A 19205-nucleotide genomic window follows, 5' to 3' on the forward strand; every position below is an offset into this window, starting at 1 on the left:
CTCAAACTCTGTTCGCCGGACCGGGTGTAACGCCTATTTGCGGCCCGTCCATCCTGTTTGCGTCATGAAAGCCGTTGAACCGCCCAGCGCGCCGCATCCGCCACCGCCGGATCCGGATCCTCCGCCAGCCCGCGCGCCACTTCCCGCAGGTCCGGCAGGCCGGAATTGCCAATCGCATAGAGCACATTGCGCACAAAACGGTCGCGCCCGATGCGCTTGATCGGCGAGCCGGAGAACTTCTCCCGGAACGCAGCGTCATCCAGCACCGCAAGCTCCGCCAGCTTCGGCGCCTTCAGCTCCTCGCGCGCAGCATAGCGCATGTCGCTGGCCGCCACCGCGAACTTGTTCCACGGGCAGGCCGCCAGGCAGTCGTCGCAGCCGTAGATCCGGTTGCCCAGCTTCCCGCGCAGCTCTTCGTCTACCGGCCCCTTGTGCTCAATAGTCAGGTAAGAAATGCAGCGCCGCGCATCGACCTGATAGGGCGCGGGGAAGGCATCGGTCGGGCAGCTGTCCAGACAGGCCCGGCAGGACCCGCAGCGGTCCGGCTCAGCCCTGTCCGCAGGCAGATCCAAAGTGGTGAAAACAGAGCCTAAAAAGGCCCAATTGCCCCAATCCCGGCTCACCAGGTTGCTGTGCTTACCTTGCCAGCCCAGTCCGGCTGCCTGTCCCAGCGCCTTCTCCGGCACCGGCGCAGTGTCGACAAAAACCTTGACCTCGCAGTCCTCCCCGGCCTCCGCGATCAGCCAGCGCGCCAGCCGCTTCAGCCGCTTCTTGACCAGGTCGTGGTAGTCCTTGTTGCGGGCATATACCGACACCGCGCCGCGGTCCGCCTGCCCCACCACCGCCATCGGGTCCTCCTCAGGCGTATAGCTTTCGGCCAGCATGATCACCGACCGTGCCTCCGGCCACAACTGCGCCGGATCACCGCGCCAATGGGTGCGCTCAGCCATCCAGCCCATCTGACCGTGGTAACCCGCATCCAGGAACGCCTGCAGCCGCCCCGGCACCTGCGGCACATCCCAGGGCCGGCAGATCCGGCAGGAGACGAATCCCTCCGCCAGCGCCTGCGCCACCAGTCTGTCCTTGATGCCGGATCCGTCTTTCATCTTTGCCCAAATACTCCGGGGGAGCGGCCCAGCGGGCCGCGGGGGCAGCGCCCCTCACCCCGGTTGATATCAGAAATCCAGGTCGGTGTAATGCGGCGGCGGCCGGAACCCCGGCACCTGATCCGCCAGGATCGACCGGAACGCGGGCCGCGACTTGATCTTGGCGTACCAGTCCTTGACCACCGCCGAGCGGTTCCAGTCCACGTCCGAGATGTAGTCCAGAGACGACAGATGCGCCGCCGCGGCAAAATCCGCCAGCGTCATCATGTCCCCCGCCAGCCAGCGCCGGTGGTCCAGCAGCCAGGCCATGTAGTCCAGATGGTACTTGATCGCCTTGGCGCCGGCCTTGACGTTGCGGCTGTCGGGATAGCCCTCTCCGGTGATCTTCTTGTTCACCCGCTCATACAGCAGTTTCGACGTCACCTCGTGGTGGAACTTGTCATCGAACCAGCTCACCAGGCGGCGCACCTCATAGCGGCCTTCGGCATCCTTCGGCATCAGCGCCGGCTCGGGGCGGGTTTCCTCCAGGTATTCGCAGATCGCCGCGCTTTCGGCCATCATCTGGCCGTCCAGCCGGATCACCGGCACCTTGGCGGCCGGGTTGCGGCGCAGGAAATCCGGATCCTGCTCCCAATAGCGCTCCTCGACCAGCTCAACCTCGATCTTCTTTTCCGCCAGCGACAACCGCACCTTGCGGCAATAGGGGGACAGGGGAACGTGGTACAGGCGCGCCATGGCTACAGGGGGTCTCCAGAAAACTTACAACGGTTGTTTCAGCAATGCCTTGGGCAGCAGAAAGATTCAATCCTCGAAACAATCCGCCCGCCCGTCTGCGCGAATGGTGGCCGCCCCGTCCTGAATCTGCCGTGCCCGGCGCTGCACAAAGTTTGACGGCTTGCGGGCCGACCGCTCCTTGGGATTGGGCAGCACCGCGGCAATCAGTGCGGCCTGCCGGGCGCTCAGCTCATCCGGCCCCACCCCGAAATACTTGCGCGCCGCAGCTTCGGCGCCAAACACGCCCTCATCCATTTCGGCCACGTTCAGATAGACTTCCAGGATGCGCCGCTTGCTCCAGACGATCTCCACCGCCGGGGTCAGCAGCGTCTCCAGCACCTTGCGCGGCCAGCTGCGGCCCTGCCACAGGAACACGTTCTTCACCACCTGCTGCGAAATGGTCGAGCCGCCGCGGCTGCCGCCTGCCTCGATGGCGGCCTGGATGGCGCGGGCGTCAAATCCCCAATGGCGGCAGAACTGCGCATCCTCGGCGGCTACGACAGATCGCGCCAGCTCGGGCGAGATCTCTTCCAGCGGCACCCACATCCGGTCCACCTCGCCCAGACGGCGCTGCTCGGCCCAGATAGTGTGGGTGATCGGCGGATTCACCACGGAATAGAGCAGGACAAGCAGCAGGAACACTGCCGCAACTGCCAGCACCGCACGCAATGCCCAGCGCCGCAGCCAGCGAACGGGCTGGACCTTCAGCCTTGCCGCCTTCTTGCCGCCTTTTGATTTCTTCTTTTTTGCAACTGCCTTCGCCATGACTCTCTATAGGCCAGCATGCCCCCGGTAACCAACCGCCAAAAAGAAAACCCCGCAAGCTATTGCCTGCGGGGTTCCGCTTTCCGTCTCTAACCCGTTTTATTCCGCCGGAACAGCTGCCTGCTCCTGCATCACCGGATGCGGCAGCTTGTCCAGCATCTCCTTCGGGCAGACCTGCAGGAAGTTCGCCTTCTCGACGTCCCAGTGCTGCAGGATCTCCGCGGCCTTGCGGCTGCCGGTTTCATCCAGGTGGCGGGCAATCAGGCCCTTCAGCTCGGCTTCCCAATGGGCCACGGTGACCTGGCAGGTGACCAGGGATTCCATGTTCATCAGGCTCTCGGCCTTGCCCTCAGGATCATAGAGATAGGCCATGCCGCCGGTCATGCCCGCGCCGAAGTTGGCACCGATCGAACCCAGGATCACCGCAACGCCGCCGGTCATGTATTCGCAGCCATTGGAGCCGCAGCCCTCGATCACCACCTTGGCGCCGGAGTTGCGGACTGCGAAACGCTCGCCCGCGCGGCCGGCCGCAAACAGGTGGCCGTCGGTGGCGCCGTACAGCACGGTGTTGCCGATGATGGTGTTTTCGCTCGCCACCAGCGGGCTCACCTGCGGCGGGCGCACCACGATGATGCCGCCCGACAGGCCCTTGCCGACATAGTCGTTGGCATCGCCCGACACTTCCAGCTTCAGCCCCGGCGCCGCAAAGGCGCCCAGCGCCTGGCCGGCAGAGCCCTGCAGCTTCACCGTCAGGTGATCCGGCTGGAAGGAGTTCCGCATGCCGAAGTTGCGCACGATGTGGCTGGAGGTGCGGGTGCCCACGGTGCGGTGGGTGTTCTGCACCGCATAGGACAGCTGCATCTTCTCGCCGTCCTGCAGGAAGCGGGCGGCATCGCGCACGATTTCCGCGTCCAGCGTGTCCGGCACCGCGTTGCGCTCGCGCTCACGGTCATAGACGATATTGGCAGAGCCATCGACGGTGATCAGCAGCGGGTTCAGGTCCAGGTCGTCCAGATGCGCAGAGCCGCGCGACACCTGCGCCAGCAGGTCGGCCCGGCCGATCACCTCATCCAGGCTGCGGGCGCCGATGGAGGCCAGGATCTCTCGCACTTCCTGAGCGTAGAAGGTGATCAGGTTCACCACCTTGTCCGCACTGCCGGTGAATTTGGCGCGCAGGGATTCGTCCTGGGTGCAGACGCCCACCGGGCAGGTGTTCGACTGGCACTGGCGCACCATGATGCAGCCCATCGCGATCAGCGCGGCGGTGCCGATGCCGTATTCCTCGGCGCCCAGCATCGCTGCCATCACGATGTCACGCCCGGTGCGCAGGCCGCCGTCGGTGCGCAGCGTCACCCGGTCGCGCAGGTTGTTCATCGCCAGCACCTGATGCGCTTCGGTCAGGCCCATCTCCCACGGCAGGCCCGCGTATTTGATCGAGGTCGCAGGCGACGCCCCGGTGCCGCCGTTGTGGCCCGAGATCAGGATGATGTCGGCCTTCGCCTTGGCCACGCCGGCCGCGATGGTGCCGACGCCGGAGGACGCCACCAGTTTCACCGTCACCTTGCAGCGCGGGTTGATCTGCTTCAGGTCGTAGATCAGCTGCGCCAGATCCTCGATCGAATAGATGTCGTGGTGCGGCGGCGGCGAGATCAGGGTCACGCCCTTGGTCGAGTGGCGCAGGCGGGCAATCAGGTCGGTGACCTTCATCCCCGGCAACTGGCCGCCCTCGCCGGGCTTGGCGCCCTGGGCCACCTTGATCTCCAGCTCTTCGCACTGGTTCAGGTATTCCGCGGTCACGCCAAAGCGGCCCGACGCTACCTGCTTGATCTTCGCAGACGGGTTGTCGCCGTTCGGCTCCGGCACGAAGTGTGCCGGATCCTCGCCGCCCTCGCCGGAATCCGACTTGGCGCCGATCCGGTTCATCGCCACGTTCAGCGTCTTGTGCGCCTCGGGCGACAGTGCGCCCAGCGACATGCCCGGGGTCACGAACCGCTTGCGGATCGAGGTGATCGATTCCACTTCCTCGATCGGCACCGCCTTGCCCAGCGGCTTGATCTGCAAGAGGTCGCGCAGGTGGATCGGCGGGTTCGATTGCATCTTCGCCGAATACTGCTTCCACAGCTCATACGACGCGCGGTTGCAGGCCATCTGCATCATATGCATGGAGGTCGCTTCCCACGCATGGGTCTCGCCCGACTTGCGCGCCTTGTAGAAACCGCCGATCGGCAGGATGCCTTCCGGCGCCTTCCAGGCCTTGGCGTGGATTTCCTCCGCCTTGGTCTGGATGCCGGTCACACCGATGCCGGAGATGCGCGAGGTCATGCCCGGGAAATACTCGGCGCACATGGCGCGGGACAGACCAACGGCCTCGAAGTTCAGACCGCCGCGGTAGGAGGACACAACCGAGATCCCCATCTTGGCCATGATCTTCAACAGACCCTGGTCGATGGCTTCGCGGTAACGCGCGACGTTTTCGGTCAGGCTGCCGTCCAGCAGCCCGCGCTCGATACGGTCGGCCAGCGAATCCTCAGCCAGATAGGCGTTCACAACGGTGGCGCCGCAGCCGATCAGCACTGCAAAATAATGCGGGTCGATACATTCCGCGGACCGCACGTTCAGCGAGCAGAAGGTGCGCAGCCCCTTGCGGGTCAGATGCGAATGCACGGCAGAGGTGGCCAGGATCATCGGCACCGCCACCTTGTCGGCATTCGAATACTGGTCGGTCAGCACGATATGGCCGGCGCCGGAACGCACCGCCTCCTCGGCCTCGGCCCGGATCCGCGCCAGCGCCGCATTGAGCGAGCCGCGGCCCGGTTCGAAGGTACAGTCGATCTCTGCCAGCGGCGCGTTGAACTGCTCCACCAGCTTGTCCCACTGGGCGTTGCCGACAAACGGGCTCTCCAGCACGATGATCTCGGTCTGGCTGCTGTCCTCGTCCAGCACGTTCTTCAGGTTGCCGAAGCGGGTCTTCAGCGACATCACCCGGAATTCGCGCAAGCTGTCGATCGGCGGGTTGGTCACCTGGGAGAAGTTCTGGCGGAAGAAGTGGCTCAGCGGGCGGTACATCTTGGACAGAACCGCAGACGGGGTGTCATCGCCCATCGAGGCCAGCGATTCCTTGCCGTCCTCGGCCATCGGCGCCAGGATCTGCTCCAGCTCCTCGATGGAATAGCCGGCAGCAACCTGGCGGCGGCGCAGTTCTTCACCGCTGAACAGCGGCTGTTCGGTCACCTGGGCCAGAGTCGCGTCCAGATCGTTGATCCGCTTGACCCAGTCGCCGAACGGCAGCGCGCGCGCCAGCTTGTCCTTGATCTCGGTGTCGCGGAACAGCTTGCCCTTCTCCATGTCCACGGCCAGCATCTGGCCCGGGCCCAGCGCGCCCTTCTCGACCACGGTGGCCTCATCAACCGGCACCATGCCCGCCTCGGAACCGGCAATCACCAGCCCGTCGCCGGTCACCACATAGCGCATCGGGCGCAGGCCGTTGCGGTCCAGGCCCGCGCAGACCCAGCGGCCGTCGGTCATCGCCAGCGCCGCCGGGCCGTCCCAGGGCTCCATCACCGAGTTGCAGTAGGAATACATGTCGCGCCAGGCCTGCGGCAGCTCCACCGCCTGCTTGGACCAGCTTTCCGGCACCAGCATGGTTTTCGCCATCGGCGCCGAACGGCCTGCGCGCACCAGAACCTCGAACACCCCGTCCAGCGCGGCGGAGTCGGAGGCACCGCCCGGCACGATCGGCTTGATGTCCTCGGCATAGTCGCCAAAGGTCGCGCTAGCCATGCGGATCTCATGGCTCTTCATCCAGTTCAGGTTGCCCTTCAGCGTGTTGATCTCGCCGTTGTGCGCCAGCATGCGGAACGGCTGCGCCAGCCACCACTGCGGGAAGGTGTTGGTGGAATAGCGCTGGTGATAGATCGCAAAGGCGGACTCAAAGCGCTCATCCATCAGGTCCGGGTAGAACACCGCCACCTGCTCAGCCAGCATCATCCCCTTGTAGATGATCGAACGGCAGGACAGCGACGCGATGTACAGGCCCGAGATCGCCGCGGCATTGGCGGCCTTCTCGACGCGGCGGCGGATCACATAAAGCTCGCGCTCAAAGGTTTCCTCGTCCACGCCCTTGGCGTTGGAAATCAGGATCTGCTCGATCTCGGGGCGGGTCGCATTGGCCTTTTCACCCAGGCAGGTCACATCCACCGGCACATGGCGCCAGCCGTAGATGGAATAGCCCATGCGCAGAACTTCGGTCTCGACGATGGTCCGGCAGCGCTCCTGGGCGCCGAAATCGGTGCGCGGCAGGAACACCTGGCCCACCGCCATCAGCTCATCCTGGCGCGGCTCGTGGCCGGTGCGGCGGATCTGGTCATAGAAGAACGGAACCGGGATCTGCACATGGATGCCCGCGCCGTCGCCGGTCTTGCCGTCGGCATCCACCGCGCCGCGGTGCCAGATCGCCTTCAGCGCGTCGATGCCGGCCTCAACCACCTTGCGGCTTTTCTTGCCGTCAACCGAAACCACCAGGCCCACGCCGCAGGAGGAATGCTCTTCCTCCTCGGAATAGAGACCATTTTCGGCCATCCACTTGCGCTTGGCTTCCTCGGCCTTGACCCATGCGGCATCAAATTTGGTCATGACGTTCTCCGATTAACTGATGGCGCAGCGTGCAGCTGCGGCCGGTTGACTGTGCAGATCCAGGGCGCGTTCGCCCCAGGCGCGGGGCACCGCGCGGATCCGTTGCATAAGGGTTTTCACCCGGTCCTGATCGTCCTGCCAGACGGCGCCGATCACAGGGTAAAGAACGCCCGCTTCGCGCAGCGGGTCGATGACATCGTGGCTGTCGCGGTCAGCCAGGTAATGATGAATGCCGGGCCCCTTCGGGAAGGCCTGCCAATGCAGCGCATCCTCAGGATTGCTGCGGCCGTGCAGCAGCGTGTATTGCACCTGCCCGCCCATCGCCTGCTCCAGCGCAGGGCGGCTGAAATCCGTGATCCGGCTGCGCGCCTCGATCCAGCGGCGGTCGGCCGGGAATGTCTCCGGGCGAGGGCAGTACTGCGGCGCCAGCGCCAGGGCGCGGCCGGCGCCCAGCTCCGCGGCAAAGGACAGCGCCCCGTAGCCGCCCATCGACACCCCGACCGTCATCAGGCGGCGCAGGCCGTGCTGCCGGACATAGCCGGAAACAGCCCGCAGGATTGCAGCCGCAATCCCCCCGCCCTGAAACCAGCCCTGGCGGCGGTCCGTGACAAAGATGCAATGCCGCGCGCCGCCGTCCGAGGCGCTGGCGGCAAACTCCAGCAGCCCGCGCTTGGCGGCGTTGGCGTGATAGCTGGTGAACACGATCATGCCGCCGTCCCCGCGCCCTTCCAGCGCACGGATCTCCAGCGCCGCATCCGCGTGGAGGCGGCGCGATCTCAGGTGGAACATCGCCTGGCGGAGGGATTTGCGGATCATCAGCGGCATGGCGGTCAAGTCAGCAGCGGGCCGGGCGGGCCTCAGGCCTCTCCTTCAGCGGTTTCGGCAAACATGGCGCGGCACTCGTCGCCGGTCATCCGCCGGTGGGCGCCGGCAAAGGCATAGCCCGCAGGCTTCTCGTCGATGAAGAATTCCAGCTTCAGCTCGGTGCCGCCTGCGTTCTCAAACAGGCCCGCCGACATCTGCGTCTGGCCGTGCATCTTGCCCGGCGCGGTCATCCGGTACCACAGCACCGATCCGCACTCGCCGCAAAAGGCGCGCTCGGCCCACTGCGAGGACTGATAGGTCCGCACCGGACCCAGCGCGGCGTAACCGGTGTCGGCCTGAAAGCTCAGGAACGGGCCGCTGGCCCAGCGCTGGCACATGTCGCAATGGCAGGCAGTCACGGACGCCTGAACCGGCGTCGCGGTGACGCTAACCGCGCCGCACATGCACTGTCCCTGCAATTCGCTCATGTCCATTGTCCTTTTGCTGGCTGGGTCAGCAATGCTGACCTTGGCGCTGCTCTGTTGCGGCCCGCCGGTGCACAGGGGGTGCACAGGCGGTGTACGGGGGGTGCCGGGTTATTCCGCGGCCACCGCGGCCTTGCTGTTGAACTTTTCGATGATCGCTTCGGCGCAGTCGCGGCCGTCCTTGATCGCCCAGACCACCAGCGAGGCGCCGCGCACGATGTCGCCCACCGCATAGACGCCGTCCAGCTCGGTGGCGCCGGATTTGAACGCCGCCTTGACGGTGCCCCAGCGGGTCACCGGCAGCTCCGGCTGGTTCCACAGGGTGGGCAGTTCCTCCGGCTCAAAGCCCAGGGCCTTAATGACCAGATCGGCCTCTTCCACGTAGTCCGCGCCTTCGATCACCTCCGGTGCCTGACGGCCCGAGGAGTCCGGCTGGCCCAGGCGCATCTTCTGCACCATCACGCCAGCGACCTTGCCGCCCTCGTCGGTGAAGCCCTTGGGCGCCGACAGCCACTCGAAGATCACGCCTTCTTCCTCGGCGTTCTGGGTCTCGCGCTGGGAGCCCGGCATGTTGGCGCGGTCGCGGCGGTACAGGCATTTGACGCTGGTCGCGCCCTGGCGGATCGAGGTGCGCACGCAGTCCATCGCGGTGTCGCCGCCGCCGATCACCACAACCTTCTTGCCCTCAGCGTTCAGGTCGCCGTTGTCGAACTCCGCAACCGCGTCGCCAAAGCTCTTCTTGTTCGAAGCGCACAGGAAGTCGATCGCCTTGACGATGCCTTCGGAGCCGCTGCCCGGCATCGCCAGATCACGGGATTTATAAACGCCGGTGGCAATGATCACCGCGTCATGCTTGCCGCGGATCTCCTCGAAGGAGATGTCCTCGCCCACGTTGCAGTTCAGCACGAAGGTCACGCCGCCGTCAGCCAGCAGCTTGTTGCGGCGCTCGACCACGTCCTTTTCCAGCTTGAAGCTGGGGATGCCGTACATCAGCAGACCGCCGGCCCGGTCATAGCGGTCATAGACGGTGACCTGGATACCGGCCTTGCGCAGCATGTCCGCCGCCGCCAGGCCGCCGGGGCCTGCGCCGATGATGCCGACGCTCTCGCTGCGCTCGGCCAGTGGTGCCGCCGGTTTGACCCAGCCGTTTTCCCAGGCGGTGTCGGTGATGTATTTTTCGACCGAGCCGATGGTCACGGTGCCATGGCCCGACTGCTCGATCACGCAGTTGCCTTCGCACAGGCGGTCCTGCGGGCAGATGCGGCCGCAGATCTCCGGGAAGGTGTTGGTGGCCTGCGAGGTGGCATAAGCCTCTTCCAGGCGGCCGGTTGCGGTCAGGCGCAGCCAGTCGGGGATGTTGTTGTGCAGCGGGCAGTGGCTCTGGCAGTACGGCACACCGCACTGGCTGCAGCGGCTGGCCTGCTCCTCTGCCTTGGCAGCAGCGTACTCCGCGTAAATCTCATTGAAGTCTTCCTTGCGTACACTCGCGTCACGCTTTTGAGGCATGTCGCGTTCGATCTGCACAAATTTCAGCATCGGTTGCTTGGCCACGGGCTGGACTCCATCGTTTGTCTGGCTGCGCAGGCACCCTTGCAGGTACTGATACGCTTTTATGTCAACTATGCTGACCTATTTTGCCAGCGCTTTATTCCTGATACCGTGTTTCGGGAAAATGTACAGAATTTTTAGGTCCATATCGGACCTTAATATCCGCTTTCCAAACCAGAGGCGGGATTTATACAGAGTCGCGATAGTTTACGGCCCATCCACGGCCAGCGAAGGACGATTTCAGCATGCCGCTTTTCCAGCTGATCCTAGTTGCGTTGATCCAAGGCATCACCGAATTCCTGCCTGTTTCCTCCTCCGGCCACCTGATTCTGCTGCCGGGCCTCACGGGTCTTGAGGACCAGGGGCAGGTGATCGACGTCGCCGTGCATGTCGGCACCCTGGCTGCGGTGATGATCTACTTCTGGAGCGACGTGCGTGACGGGCTGATCGGCCTGCCCCGCGCCTTGACAGGACGTGTGGACACACCCGGCGCGCGGCTCGCCATGGGGCTGATCGTGGCCACCATTCCCACCGTCCTGTTCGGCGCAGCACTGCATTTCACCGGTCTCAGCGATGCGCTGCGGTCGATCACCGTGATCGGCTGGACCATGCTTGGCTTCGGGCTGGTGCTGTATTGGGCCGACCAGAAGGGCGCCGCTGTGAAACAAGCCGGCGACTGGGGCCTGCGGGATGCGCTGATCATGGGGATGTGGCAAATGCTGGCCCTGATCCCGGGCACTTCGCGCTCCGGCATCACCATCACCGGCGCGCGGCAGTTGGGATATACCCGCGAGGACGGCGCCCGCATTGCCATGCTGATGTCGATCCCGACCATTATCGCCTCGGGCGTGCTGCTGGGAACCGAAGTGGCGCTGGAAGCCAACACGGCGCTGATGCGCGATGCCGGCATTGCCGCCGTTCTGGCCCTGGTCTCGGCACTGGCGGCGCTCAGCCTGATGATGCGGCTGCTGCGCTCCGTCAGCTTCACGCCCTATGTGATCTACCGGGTGATCCTGGGCATCGTGCTGCTGACCATCGCCTACGGCAGCTGATCCGCAAACGAAAAGCGCGGGGCAATCCCCGCGCTCCTAAATCCCTAAATCCGGAAAAGTGTTCCGCAGATCAGGTGCCGTTGCGCAGATTGCGGGCAGAGCCGGTCATCTCGTCATACTGGCCGGAGGGGCGGAACTTCCACAGGTAGTCCGGCAGCACCGAGCCGACGGTCACCGGGTCGATGCCCAGATCCGCAAACCCCTTGGCGCCATCCGCAACCACGTTGTCCGACCGCAGGCTTTTCAGCTGATCGCGGGTCAGCATCTTGTTCTCGATCAGCTGGAAGCTGACGAACTGCAGCACATCAAAGCCGAAGGCCACCAGTTTCGCCGCAAAACCCGGCAGCGAGATGATGACGCGGCGGCGGTGGATCACCTTCAGCATCTGCTCCATCAGCGCGCGGAAGGTTTTCACCTCCGGGCCGCCCAGCTCGTAAACGCCGCCTTCAGCCTCGCCCTGCGCGCCCTTGACCGCAGCCTTGGCCACATCATCCACGAACACCGGCTGGAACTGGGTGCCGCCCGCAGCAATCGGCAGGAAGGGCGACAGGCGGGTCATGCCTGCGAAACGGTTGAAGAAGCCGTCTTCAGCCCCGAAGATCACCGAGGGGCGCAGGATCACTGCACCCGGGAAATGCTGCTGCACGGCAGCTTCGCCGGCAGCCTTGGTGCGGGAATATTCGCTGGCGGCATCCGCATCGGCGCCAATGGCCGAGATATGCACAAGATTGGCGACGCCCTGCTGCGACGCGATGCGCGCGATCCGGCCTGCGCCCTCTGCATGGATGGCACCAAAGGTGTTCTTGCCCAGCTCGTTCAGCACGCCGACACAGTTCACCACTGCATCTGCCCCCTGCATCACAGATGCGACCGACATGTCATCACGGACGTTGCAGAACACCGGCTCCACCTGGCCCGGAACGCCGTAAGGCTTCACATGCATGGCTTCATTGGGACGGCGCACGGCGACCCGCACCCGCCAGCCATCCTTGGCCATGCGCCGCGCGATGTAGCGGCCCACGAAACCGGATCCGCCATAGATCGTGACCAGTTTGGACATCTTTTGGCTCCTGAACTTAGCTGCCCCTATGCCTTAGCGCCGCAAGAGGCGCCGAACAAGGCGCAAATGGCCGCTGCAACGGCTCAACCGGCCTGCCTGCATCAGTTTTTTGGCCCCTGCGGCCACGACCTGGAAGTCCAGGGCGGAAAATCCTGAAGAATCCGTTTGACGCCCCCCGGCAAGCTGCTTATACGCCCGTCTCACGACACCTGCCCAGGTGGCGGAATTGGTAGACGCGCTAGCTTCAGGTGCTAGTGTCCGTATGGACGTGGAGGTTCGAGTCCTCTCCTGGGCACCATTCCCCAAAAAATAATTGAACACTGCCAGCGCGGGACATCTGTGCTTGCGGGGAGCGTGCTGCTTCAGCCGTTCAAAAAGAAAAACGGCAGGACGCGCCTGCCGTTCTCAAAAAACCTTCTGCTGATCTGCAGCCGGTGTCAGTTCACCTCTTTGACCGTGTCCTGCACGTCCCCGCCGGCTTCCTCCGCGGGGTCCACAATCTCCGCATCCTCCACCGGCTCCGCGGACTTGTCCTCAAGCGCGCCGGTGATCAGCGGCAGCATGTGGGCCGCTGCCTGGCTGGCCACCTCCGGCGTTTCCGGGCGCTTCCAGGACAGGGTGTCGAAGCTGGTGCAATGCTCGCAGACCGGTGCCCATTCCGCATGGATGTGGTTGCAGCTGTCGCAGACCCACTGGGGTCCGCGCGGCGCGGTCAGCGCCCTAGCCAGCCAGCCCTGCACCACCTTGTCGCTGGCGCCTTCGCCGCGCTCGATTGCGGCCATCAGCGTCAGCGCGCGGGCATCCGGCGCCCGTTTTGCCAGGTCATTCAGCCAGCGGCGGGCTTCGGGGAAGTCTTCGGCAACGATGTTGAGCTCCGCCATCACCAGCCGGGTTTCGTCATTCAGCGGCTTGATACGCGCCAGCTGGTCGAACCGTTTGACGCGCTCGGCGGCGGTTTCCTCCGGTTCGATTTCGGCAAAGGCATGGGCCAGATCCGGATGCGGCTGGCTTTCCCAGGTCTTTTTCAGCAGCCGGACCGCCGGACGCTTCTTGCCCTTGGCGATATAGGCGCGGGCCGCCATTGCGGCGGCGGGAACCAGGTCCGGCGACAGGCGGTTCGCCTCGATCGCCTGCTCCTGCTGCTCGACCGTCGCGCCTTCCTCCAGAATGCCCTTGGAGGCCGACAGCGCCAGCACCGCATCGCGGCGTTTGTACACATCGCGCGGCAGGGTGCCGGTCTTGAGCTTGGTCGACAGCGTCTTGCGCGCGCCGGCCCAATCTTCGGCCTGGGCCTGCAGGCGCAACAGGGTGTCCTGCACTTCCTCATGCTTGGGCCGCAGCGCCAGCGCCTTCTCGGCCAGCTGGCGGGCGGTGTCGGTGTCGCCTTCGGAAAGCTTCTGTTTCATGATGCCGCGCACCCCGACAAAACGGGTCGGCTGGTTCGACAGCAGGCGTTTGTAGGCCTCGGCGGCCTTGTGGGTATCGCCGCTCATTTCTGCCGCCTGCGCCACCAGCAGATCTGTCAGCTCCTTCTTCTGCAGGTATTTCTCTGCCCGCGCCGCCTTTGCCAGCGCCAGCCGCCCCTCGCCGGAGGCCAGCGCCATCAGCCCGTCGGACAGCGCCTGATAGCCTTTGCGCTCGCGGCCCTTGTCCCAATAGCGCGACAGGGCGGTTTCATCGCCGTTCAGGAAATGCAGGGTGGCAACCAGCAGCGACAGCAGCTTGAGGAACAGCCAGACACCCACAACCAGCACGCCCAGGGCAATGACCGATTGCAGCGCGCTCAGCGTGTATTCGGTGCCGGCAACGGTGATCTGCATCCCGCCGGCGGTTTCCATCAGCAGGCGGCCCCCGAAAGCCAGAAGCGCGACGATTGCGACAAATACGAGGATCTTCAACAACGACCAGAGCATGGCGGCTTCCTTATTTGGCTTGCAGGCTTTGGGCCAGTTCAGCGGCCGCCGTCACGGCAGCCACCCGCGCATTTGCCGCGGCTTCCCAATTGGACAGGGCAGCACGGGCCGTTTCGGGCAATGCGGTCACTTCATTCAGCGCATCCTGCAGCTTGCCTGCGGCCACTGCGGCCTCGGCACGGGACAGAACCGCATCCGGGCCGTCCCCTTCCTGCGGAGTCACGGAACGGGCACCCAAATGCCGGTTCACGTAGTCCAGCAGGCCGCCGCTGCCCTTGGTTTCTTCGCGGGCTGCGGCCAGCGCCTCCCGCGCCGCCGGGGCAAAGCTGTCGCGCAAGGAGGAGATGGTGGCAACACCGCTGTCTGCCGGGCCGGACAGGGCCGCGGGCACGTCCACACCAAGGTTCGAAAGCTCCTGCACATTGGCGGCATAGCTGTTGCCGCTGTCCAGGGCCGACCGCAGCTGCGCCAGCTGGGTCTGGGCGCTGGCCACCCTTGCGGCCTCTGCGCTGGCGGCATCCATCGCCTGGGCCTCGGCCAGCATCTGCTCGACTTCAGCGCGCTGCGCGGCAAGGCTGTCCTGCAGCTTGGCCAGTTCGGTTTCAAACGCGGCCACAGCCTCGGGCGAGGCGCCTTCCGGCGGCCGGGTTTCCAGCGCGGAGATTCGGGCGGCCAGTGCGTCCAGATCCGCCCGCAAAGCCGCATCCGGAGCAGGTGCGTTCTTCAGCGGCTCAATTTCTGCCGTCAGGGTGTCAATGCGCGAGGCCAGCGGTGCAAGGTCGGGCGCCTGAGTGGCCTCAACCTGCTGTTTCAGTTCGGCAAGGGCCGCCTCCAGTTCTGTCTGGCCGGTCTCAAGCGCGGTCAGATCAACGCCGCCGCGCATGGACGCAGGCAGGACACTGTCGAGCCAGCCGCCCTGGCCGGCCACAAAGCCGATCACCGCAGCCACGGCACCGCCCAGAACCGCAGCGCCGAAACCGCCGCGCTTTTCGACCACGCGTTCAATTTCGTGGGGCGCTTCCGCTGCGGCAAGCGGCTCAACCGAAGCCTCTTCCCGCTCCGCAGCGGTGTCCTGGCCGAAGGGCGAAATCTCGGTCTCGGTCTCGGTCTCGGTCTCGGTCTCGGTCTCGGTCTCGGTCTCGGTCTCGGTCTCGGTCTCGGTCTCGGCCTCGGTCTCGGTCTCGGTCTCGGTCTCGGTCTCGGTCTCGGTCGCGGTCTCGGTCTCGGTCTCGGTCTCGGTCTCGGTCTCGGTCTCGGTCTCGGTCTCGGTCTCGGTCTCGGTCTCGGTCTCGGTCTCGGTCTCGGAAACCGGCGACCTTACATCCTCAGAGGAGTCAACAGTTTCGGCACTGGTTTCATCCGCCGCATCCCGTTCAGAGGTCTCTGCAGCATCCTCAACCGGCTTGGTTTCACCGGGGCCGGGCTCAATCACGTCTTCCGGATTTTTCTTGTCAGCCACGCCGGCCTCCCCCTCGATTCCTAAAAATTCATTCCTGCGAACCTGCTGGACCCTACTCCGCGCGTTCCTCGCCCTCAAGCCGGGACAGCTGCGCTGCGGCATCAAGGACAGCCGCGGCCATGGCCGGTGCATCCGGCGCCTTACTTACGCGCAACTCCTTGCAATTCAAGCCATTCAGCGGTTCTGCAACTGCCTCGCTAAGCGCAATCAGATGCAAATGCGAGGCATCCCCGCAGAGATTGGCAAAATGGCGCGCAGTCCTGGGTGAAAATAGCGGCACGATCACGTCATTTTGCGCAGCAAGCACGGCTTGCGCCTCCTCCGTCAGCGGCAGAAGCACCTGATCATACACGATTTGCTCTTCACAGGGGAGGCCGCCATCTGTCAGCCGCTGCGCGATCGCCCCCCGCGCATGGGCACCGCGCAGATGCAAGAGCGGCGCGTCCGGGCGCTTTTGCAGCAGCGCTGCCGTCAGCTCATCGGCACATTGCCCCAGAAACTCAGCCTGCCATCCCATTTCTGCCGCAGCCTGTGCCGTGCGCTCCCCGACGCAGTAGGCAGGCAGCCGCACTAGGGTTTCACGTGAAGCGGCTTCGGCGCCGTTGGCTGAGGTGAAAATCACTCCCTTGACGCCGCGCATTTCAATCTGTGCCTGCACCTGCTGAATTTCCATCAGCGGGGTATAAATCACCCGAATTCCGGCCAGCGCCGCCGCAGGCAGCCCAGCAACGAAACGCTCTGCCGCTTTCAGCGGTCGTGTGATCAGCAACGGCACCATCACAGGGCTCCCGGGATTGTTTGCAACCCGCTTCGGTGGTAGCCCCGGCAGCAGTTTGATGCAACGGTAAGGCTATGACGAAGACCCTGACAATTCTGGGGCTGGAGAGCAGCTGCGACGACACCGCCGCCGCCGTGGTGCGGCAGGCTGCGGATGCGCGGCCCGAGGTTCTGTCCTCGGTTGTCTTCGGCCAGACCGAGCTGCACAGCGCCTTTGGCGGCGTGGTGCCGGAAATTGCGGCGCGCGCCCATGCCGAAAAGCTGGACATCTGCGTGCGCGATGCGCTGGCAGAGGCCGGGCTGAGCCTGAAGGACATGGATGCGGTTGCGGTGACTGCCGGCCCGGGGCTGATCGGCGGGGTGATGTCCGGCGTGATGTGCGCCAAGGGGATTGCTGCGGCGACCGGCCTGCCGCTGATCGGGGTAAACCATCTGGCAGGCCACGCGCTGACCCCGCGGCTGACGGACGGGACGGCCTATCCCTATCTGATGCTGCTGGTTTCCGGCGGCCACTGCCAGTACTTGCTGGTACGCGGGCCGGAGGATTTCACCCGTCTGGGCGGCACCATCGACGACGCGCCGGGCGAGGCCTTTGACAAGACCGCCCGCTTGCTGGGGCTGCCGCAACCGGGCGGGCCGTCGGTGCAGGCTGAGGCGGAACAGGGTGATCCCAAGCGGTTCCGCTTCCCGCGGCCCTTGCTGGACCGGCCGGACTGCAACCTGTCATTCTCGGGGCTGAAGACTGCGCTGATGCGGATGCGGGATCAGATCGCAGCAGAGAAGGGCGGCCTTACCCGTCAGGACCGCGCCGACCTGTGTGCGGGGTTTCAGGCTGCTGTGGTCGATACCCTGGCGGAAAAAACCCGCCGTGCGATCCGCCTGTACCTGGAGGAACGACCGGAGCAGCCGGCCATCGCCGTGGCCGGCGGTGTGGCGGCAAATACAGCCATCCGGGCCGCGCTGGAGACGGTCTGCGCAGAAGCAGGCGCTGCCTTTACCGCCCCGCCGCTGCGGCTGTGCACGGACAATGCGGCGATGATCGCCTATGCCGGGCTGGAGCGGTTCAAGGCGGGTGCGCGTGACGGGCTGGATCTCACCGCCCGCCCCCGCTGGCCGCTGGACAAGAGCAGCCCTGCATTGATCGGATCCGGCCGCAAGGGAGCCAAAGCATGAGCATTTCGGTACTGGGATCCGGCGCCTTTGGCACCGCCTTGGCGATCTCGCTGGCTGGAAAGGGCCCGGTGACCCTGTGGGCCCGCAATCCGATGAAGGCCCAGGCGATGCAGGACAGCCGCCGCAACGGCACCCGTCTGCCCGGTGTGGCGCTGCCAGAGAACCTCACCGTTACTGCGGATATTGCCCAGGCCAGCCAGTCCGAAGTTCAGCTTCTGGCGGTGCCGATGCAGACGCTCCGCAGTGTTCTGGAGGAGTACAAGGAACACGTGGCAGGAAAAACACTTGTTGCCTGCTGCAAGGGGATTGAGCTGGAGAGCGGGCTTGGCCCGGTGGCCGTCATCCGCGAAGTTCTGCCGGAAGCGCAGGCCGCACTGCTGACCGGGCCGAGCTTTGCCGCTGACATTGCCCGCGGGTTGCCAACCGCGCTGACGCTGGCTTGCGGTGATGCGGATTTGGGCAAGAAGCTGCAGGAAGAGCTGACAACGACCAATCTGCGCCTGTACCGCACAACCGACACCATCGGGGCGGAAATCGGCGGCGCCTTGAAGAACGTGATGGCAATTGCCTGCGGAGCCGTGATTGGCGCCGGGCTCGGCGACAGCGCCCGAGCGGCGCTGATGACCCGGGGCTACGCGGAGATGCAGCGCATGGCTCTGGCTTGCGGTGCCAAGGCTGAAACGCTGGCTGGTCTTTCCGGCTTTGGCGACCTGGCTCTGACCTGCACCTCGGACCTGTCCCGCAACTACCGGCTGGGGCTTGCCATCGGCCGGGAAGAGGAATTCGACCCCAGCATCACTGTTGAGGGCGCTGCCACGGCACGGGCGGTTGCGGAGCAGGCGCAGCGGATGGGTCTGGATATGCCGGTCACGCTCACGGTAACCAATTTGGTAGATCAGCGCTTGACGATCGGCGAGGCAGCGGCACATTTGCTTAAAAGACCGTTAAAAGAGGAATAAAATGCTCATCGCATTGATCGCCCGCGACAAACCCGGCCATTTGCAGACCCGGCTGGACAACCGTGACGCCCATCTGGCCTATATCAACGACACCGGCGCCGTGGCCCAAGCCGGCCCGCTCCTGGATCAGGATGGCAATATGGCCGGCTCTCTGGTTATTCTGGACGTCGAAGACATGGCAGCGGGTGAAGCCTGGGCAGCAAATGACCCCTACAACAAGGCCGGCCTGTTTGAAGCTGTCGAATTGATCACCTGGAAAAAGGTCATCGGCTGATGCGTTACTGGCTGTTCAAATCCGAACCCTCCACCTGGAGCTGGGATGACCAGGTTGCCAAAGGGGATGCGGGGGAGGAATGGGACGGCGTGCGCAACTACCAGGCGCGCAACTTCATGCGCGAGATGAAGATTGGCGACCGCGGCTTTTTCTATCATTCGCAGAAAGAGAAATCCGTGGTCGGCGTCGTTGAGGTCTGCGCCGAGTCGCATCCCGACAGCACCACCGAAGACGACCGCTGGGAGTGCGTCGACATCAAGGCGGTGCGCCCCTTCGCCAAGCCGGTGAGCCTGGATCAGATCAAGGCCGACCCGCGGCTCGAGGAGATGGTTCTGGTGAAGAATTCCCGCCTGTCCGTCCAGCCGGTGAGCGAGGCAGAATGGGCCGCTATTTGCGCCTTGGGGGAGACAGATCCCAGCTGATC

At 64.8% G+C, this 19205-nt stretch carries 16 protein-coding genes and 1 tRNA gene; 6 read left to right on the plus strand and 11 right to left on the minus strand.

What is annotated here, in order from left to right:
- Window positions 1-62 precede the first annotated feature (62 nt).
- The 7 genes from queG to AB1A62_RS04945 form a co-directional block, all read right to left on the minus strand.
- Window positions 63-1106: a tRNA epoxyqueuosine(34) reductase QueG gene (queG, locus tag AB1A62_RS04915; RefSeq protein WP_366660343.1), complete on the minus strand. Its 1044-nt coding sequence runs from the start codon at window positions 1104-1106 to the stop codon at window positions 63-65.
- A 69-nt stretch (window positions 1107-1175) separates the two neighbouring features.
- On the minus strand, window positions 1176-1841 hold the full coding sequence (locus AB1A62_RS04920; protein WP_366660345.1) for a glutathione S-transferase family protein: 666 nt from the start codon (window positions 1839-1841) through the stop codon (window positions 1176-1178).
- Window positions 1842-1907: 66 nt separating this feature from the next.
- Window positions 1908-2645 (minus strand): monofunctional biosynthetic peptidoglycan transglycosylase, encoded by a 738-nt coding sequence (gene mtgA, locus AB1A62_RS04925; protein ID WP_366660346.1) that lies wholly within the window; start codon window positions 2643-2645, stop codon window positions 1908-1910.
- Between the two features lie 99 nt (window positions 2646-2744).
- The gene (gene gltB / locus AB1A62_RS04930; protein WP_366660348.1) at window positions 2745-7277 is read right to left on the minus strand and encodes a glutamate synthase large subunit; all 4533 of its coding nucleotides are present in this window, start codon (window positions 7275-7277) and stop codon (window positions 2745-2747) included.
- A 12-nt stretch (window positions 7278-7289) separates the two neighbouring features.
- Window positions 7290-8093: a hypothetical protein gene (locus tag AB1A62_RS04935; protein WP_366660349.1), complete on the minus strand. Its 804-nt coding sequence runs from the start codon at window positions 8091-8093 to the stop codon at window positions 7290-7292.
- Window positions 8094-8134: 41 nt separating this feature from the next.
- Entirely contained in the window at window positions 8135-8569 is a 435-nt protein-coding gene (locus tag AB1A62_RS04940; RefSeq protein WP_366660350.1) for a GFA family protein, read from the minus strand.
- Between the two features lie 108 nt (window positions 8570-8677).
- Window positions 8678-10117, minus strand: a complete 1440-nt coding sequence (locus AB1A62_RS04945; protein ID WP_366660352.1) for an NAD(P)-dependent oxidoreductase — start codon at window positions 10115-10117, stop codon at window positions 8678-8680.
- Between the two features lie 242 nt (window positions 10118-10359).
- On the opposite strand from AB1A62_RS04945, the gene AB1A62_RS04950 reads away from it, so the two are divergent.
- Entirely contained in the window at window positions 10360-11166 is an 807-nt protein-coding gene (locus AB1A62_RS04950) for an undecaprenyl-diphosphate phosphatase (RefSeq protein ID WP_366660354.1), read from the plus strand.
- 70 nt (window positions 11167-11236) lie between these two features.
- Here the strand turns inward: AB1A62_RS04950 and AB1A62_RS04955 are convergent, their stop codons facing one another.
- Window positions 11237-12226 carry a complex I NDUFA9 subunit family protein gene (locus AB1A62_RS04955; RefSeq protein WP_366660356.1) on the minus strand — a complete coding sequence of 330 codons (990 nt, stop codon included), beginning with the start codon at window positions 12224-12226 and terminating at the stop codon, window positions 11237-11239.
- A gap of 211 nt (window positions 12227-12437) precedes the next feature.
- On the opposite strand from AB1A62_RS04955, the gene AB1A62_RS04960 reads away from it, so the two are divergent.
- A tRNA-Leu gene (locus AB1A62_RS04960) sits at window positions 12438-12524 on the plus strand.
- A gap of 139 nt (window positions 12525-12663) precedes the next feature.
- Here AB1A62_RS04960 and AB1A62_RS04965 read toward each other — a convergent pair.
- From AB1A62_RS04965 to AB1A62_RS04975, 3 genes are read right to left on the minus strand one after another with little or no spacing between them, the layout of a single operon-like run.
- The gene (locus AB1A62_RS04965; protein WP_366660357.1) at window positions 12664-14139 is read right to left on the minus strand and encodes a heme biosynthesis HemY N-terminal domain-containing protein; all 1476 of its coding nucleotides are present in this window, start codon (window positions 14137-14139) and stop codon (window positions 12664-12666) included.
- Between the two features lie 10 nt (window positions 14140-14149).
- On the minus strand, window positions 14150-15598 hold the full coding sequence (locus AB1A62_RS04970; RefSeq protein WP_366660359.1) for a hypothetical protein: 1449 nt from the start codon (window positions 15596-15598) through the stop codon (window positions 14150-14152).
- A gap of 52 nt (window positions 15599-15650) precedes the next feature.
- Window positions 15651-16376 carry a uroporphyrinogen-III synthase gene (locus AB1A62_RS04975; protein ID WP_366660361.1) on the minus strand — a complete coding sequence of 242 codons (726 nt, stop codon included), beginning with the start codon at window positions 16374-16376 and terminating at the stop codon, window positions 15651-15653.
- A gap of 74 nt (window positions 16377-16450) precedes the next feature.
- Between AB1A62_RS04975 and tsaD the strand changes: the two genes are divergently transcribed.
- From tsaD to AB1A62_RS04995, 4 genes are read left to right on the plus strand one after another with little or no spacing between them, the layout of a single operon-like run.
- A complete protein-coding gene (gene tsaD, locus AB1A62_RS04980) occupies window positions 16451-17548 on the plus strand; it encodes a tRNA (adenosine(37)-N6)-threonylcarbamoyltransferase complex transferase subunit TsaD (protein WP_366660362.1) in 1098 nt (365 codons plus the stop codon).
- A complete protein-coding gene (locus AB1A62_RS04985) occupies window positions 17545-18507 on the plus strand; it encodes an NAD(P)H-dependent glycerol-3-phosphate dehydrogenase (RefSeq protein ID WP_366660364.1) in 963 nt (320 codons plus the stop codon). Before tsaD ends, AB1A62_RS04985 begins: the two co-directional genes overlap by 4 nt.
- A gap of 1 nt (window position 18508) precedes the next feature.
- Window positions 18509-18781 (plus strand): YciI family protein, encoded by a 273-nt coding sequence (locus tag AB1A62_RS04990; RefSeq protein ID WP_019295350.1) that lies wholly within the window; start codon window positions 18509-18511, stop codon window positions 18779-18781.
- Complete coding sequence (locus AB1A62_RS04995; RefSeq protein WP_366660366.1) at window positions 18781-19203, plus strand: EVE domain-containing protein; 423 nt, start codon at window positions 18781-18783, stop codon at window positions 19201-19203. Before AB1A62_RS04990 ends, AB1A62_RS04995 begins: the two co-directional genes overlap by 1 nt.
- Window positions 19204-19205 lie beyond the last annotated feature (2 nt).

The sequence above is a fragment of the Leisingera sp. JC11 genome, from assembly GCF_040704725.1.
In the GTDB taxonomy this organism is placed as follows: Bacteria; Pseudomonadota; Alphaproteobacteria; order Rhodobacterales; family Rhodobacteraceae; genus Leisingera.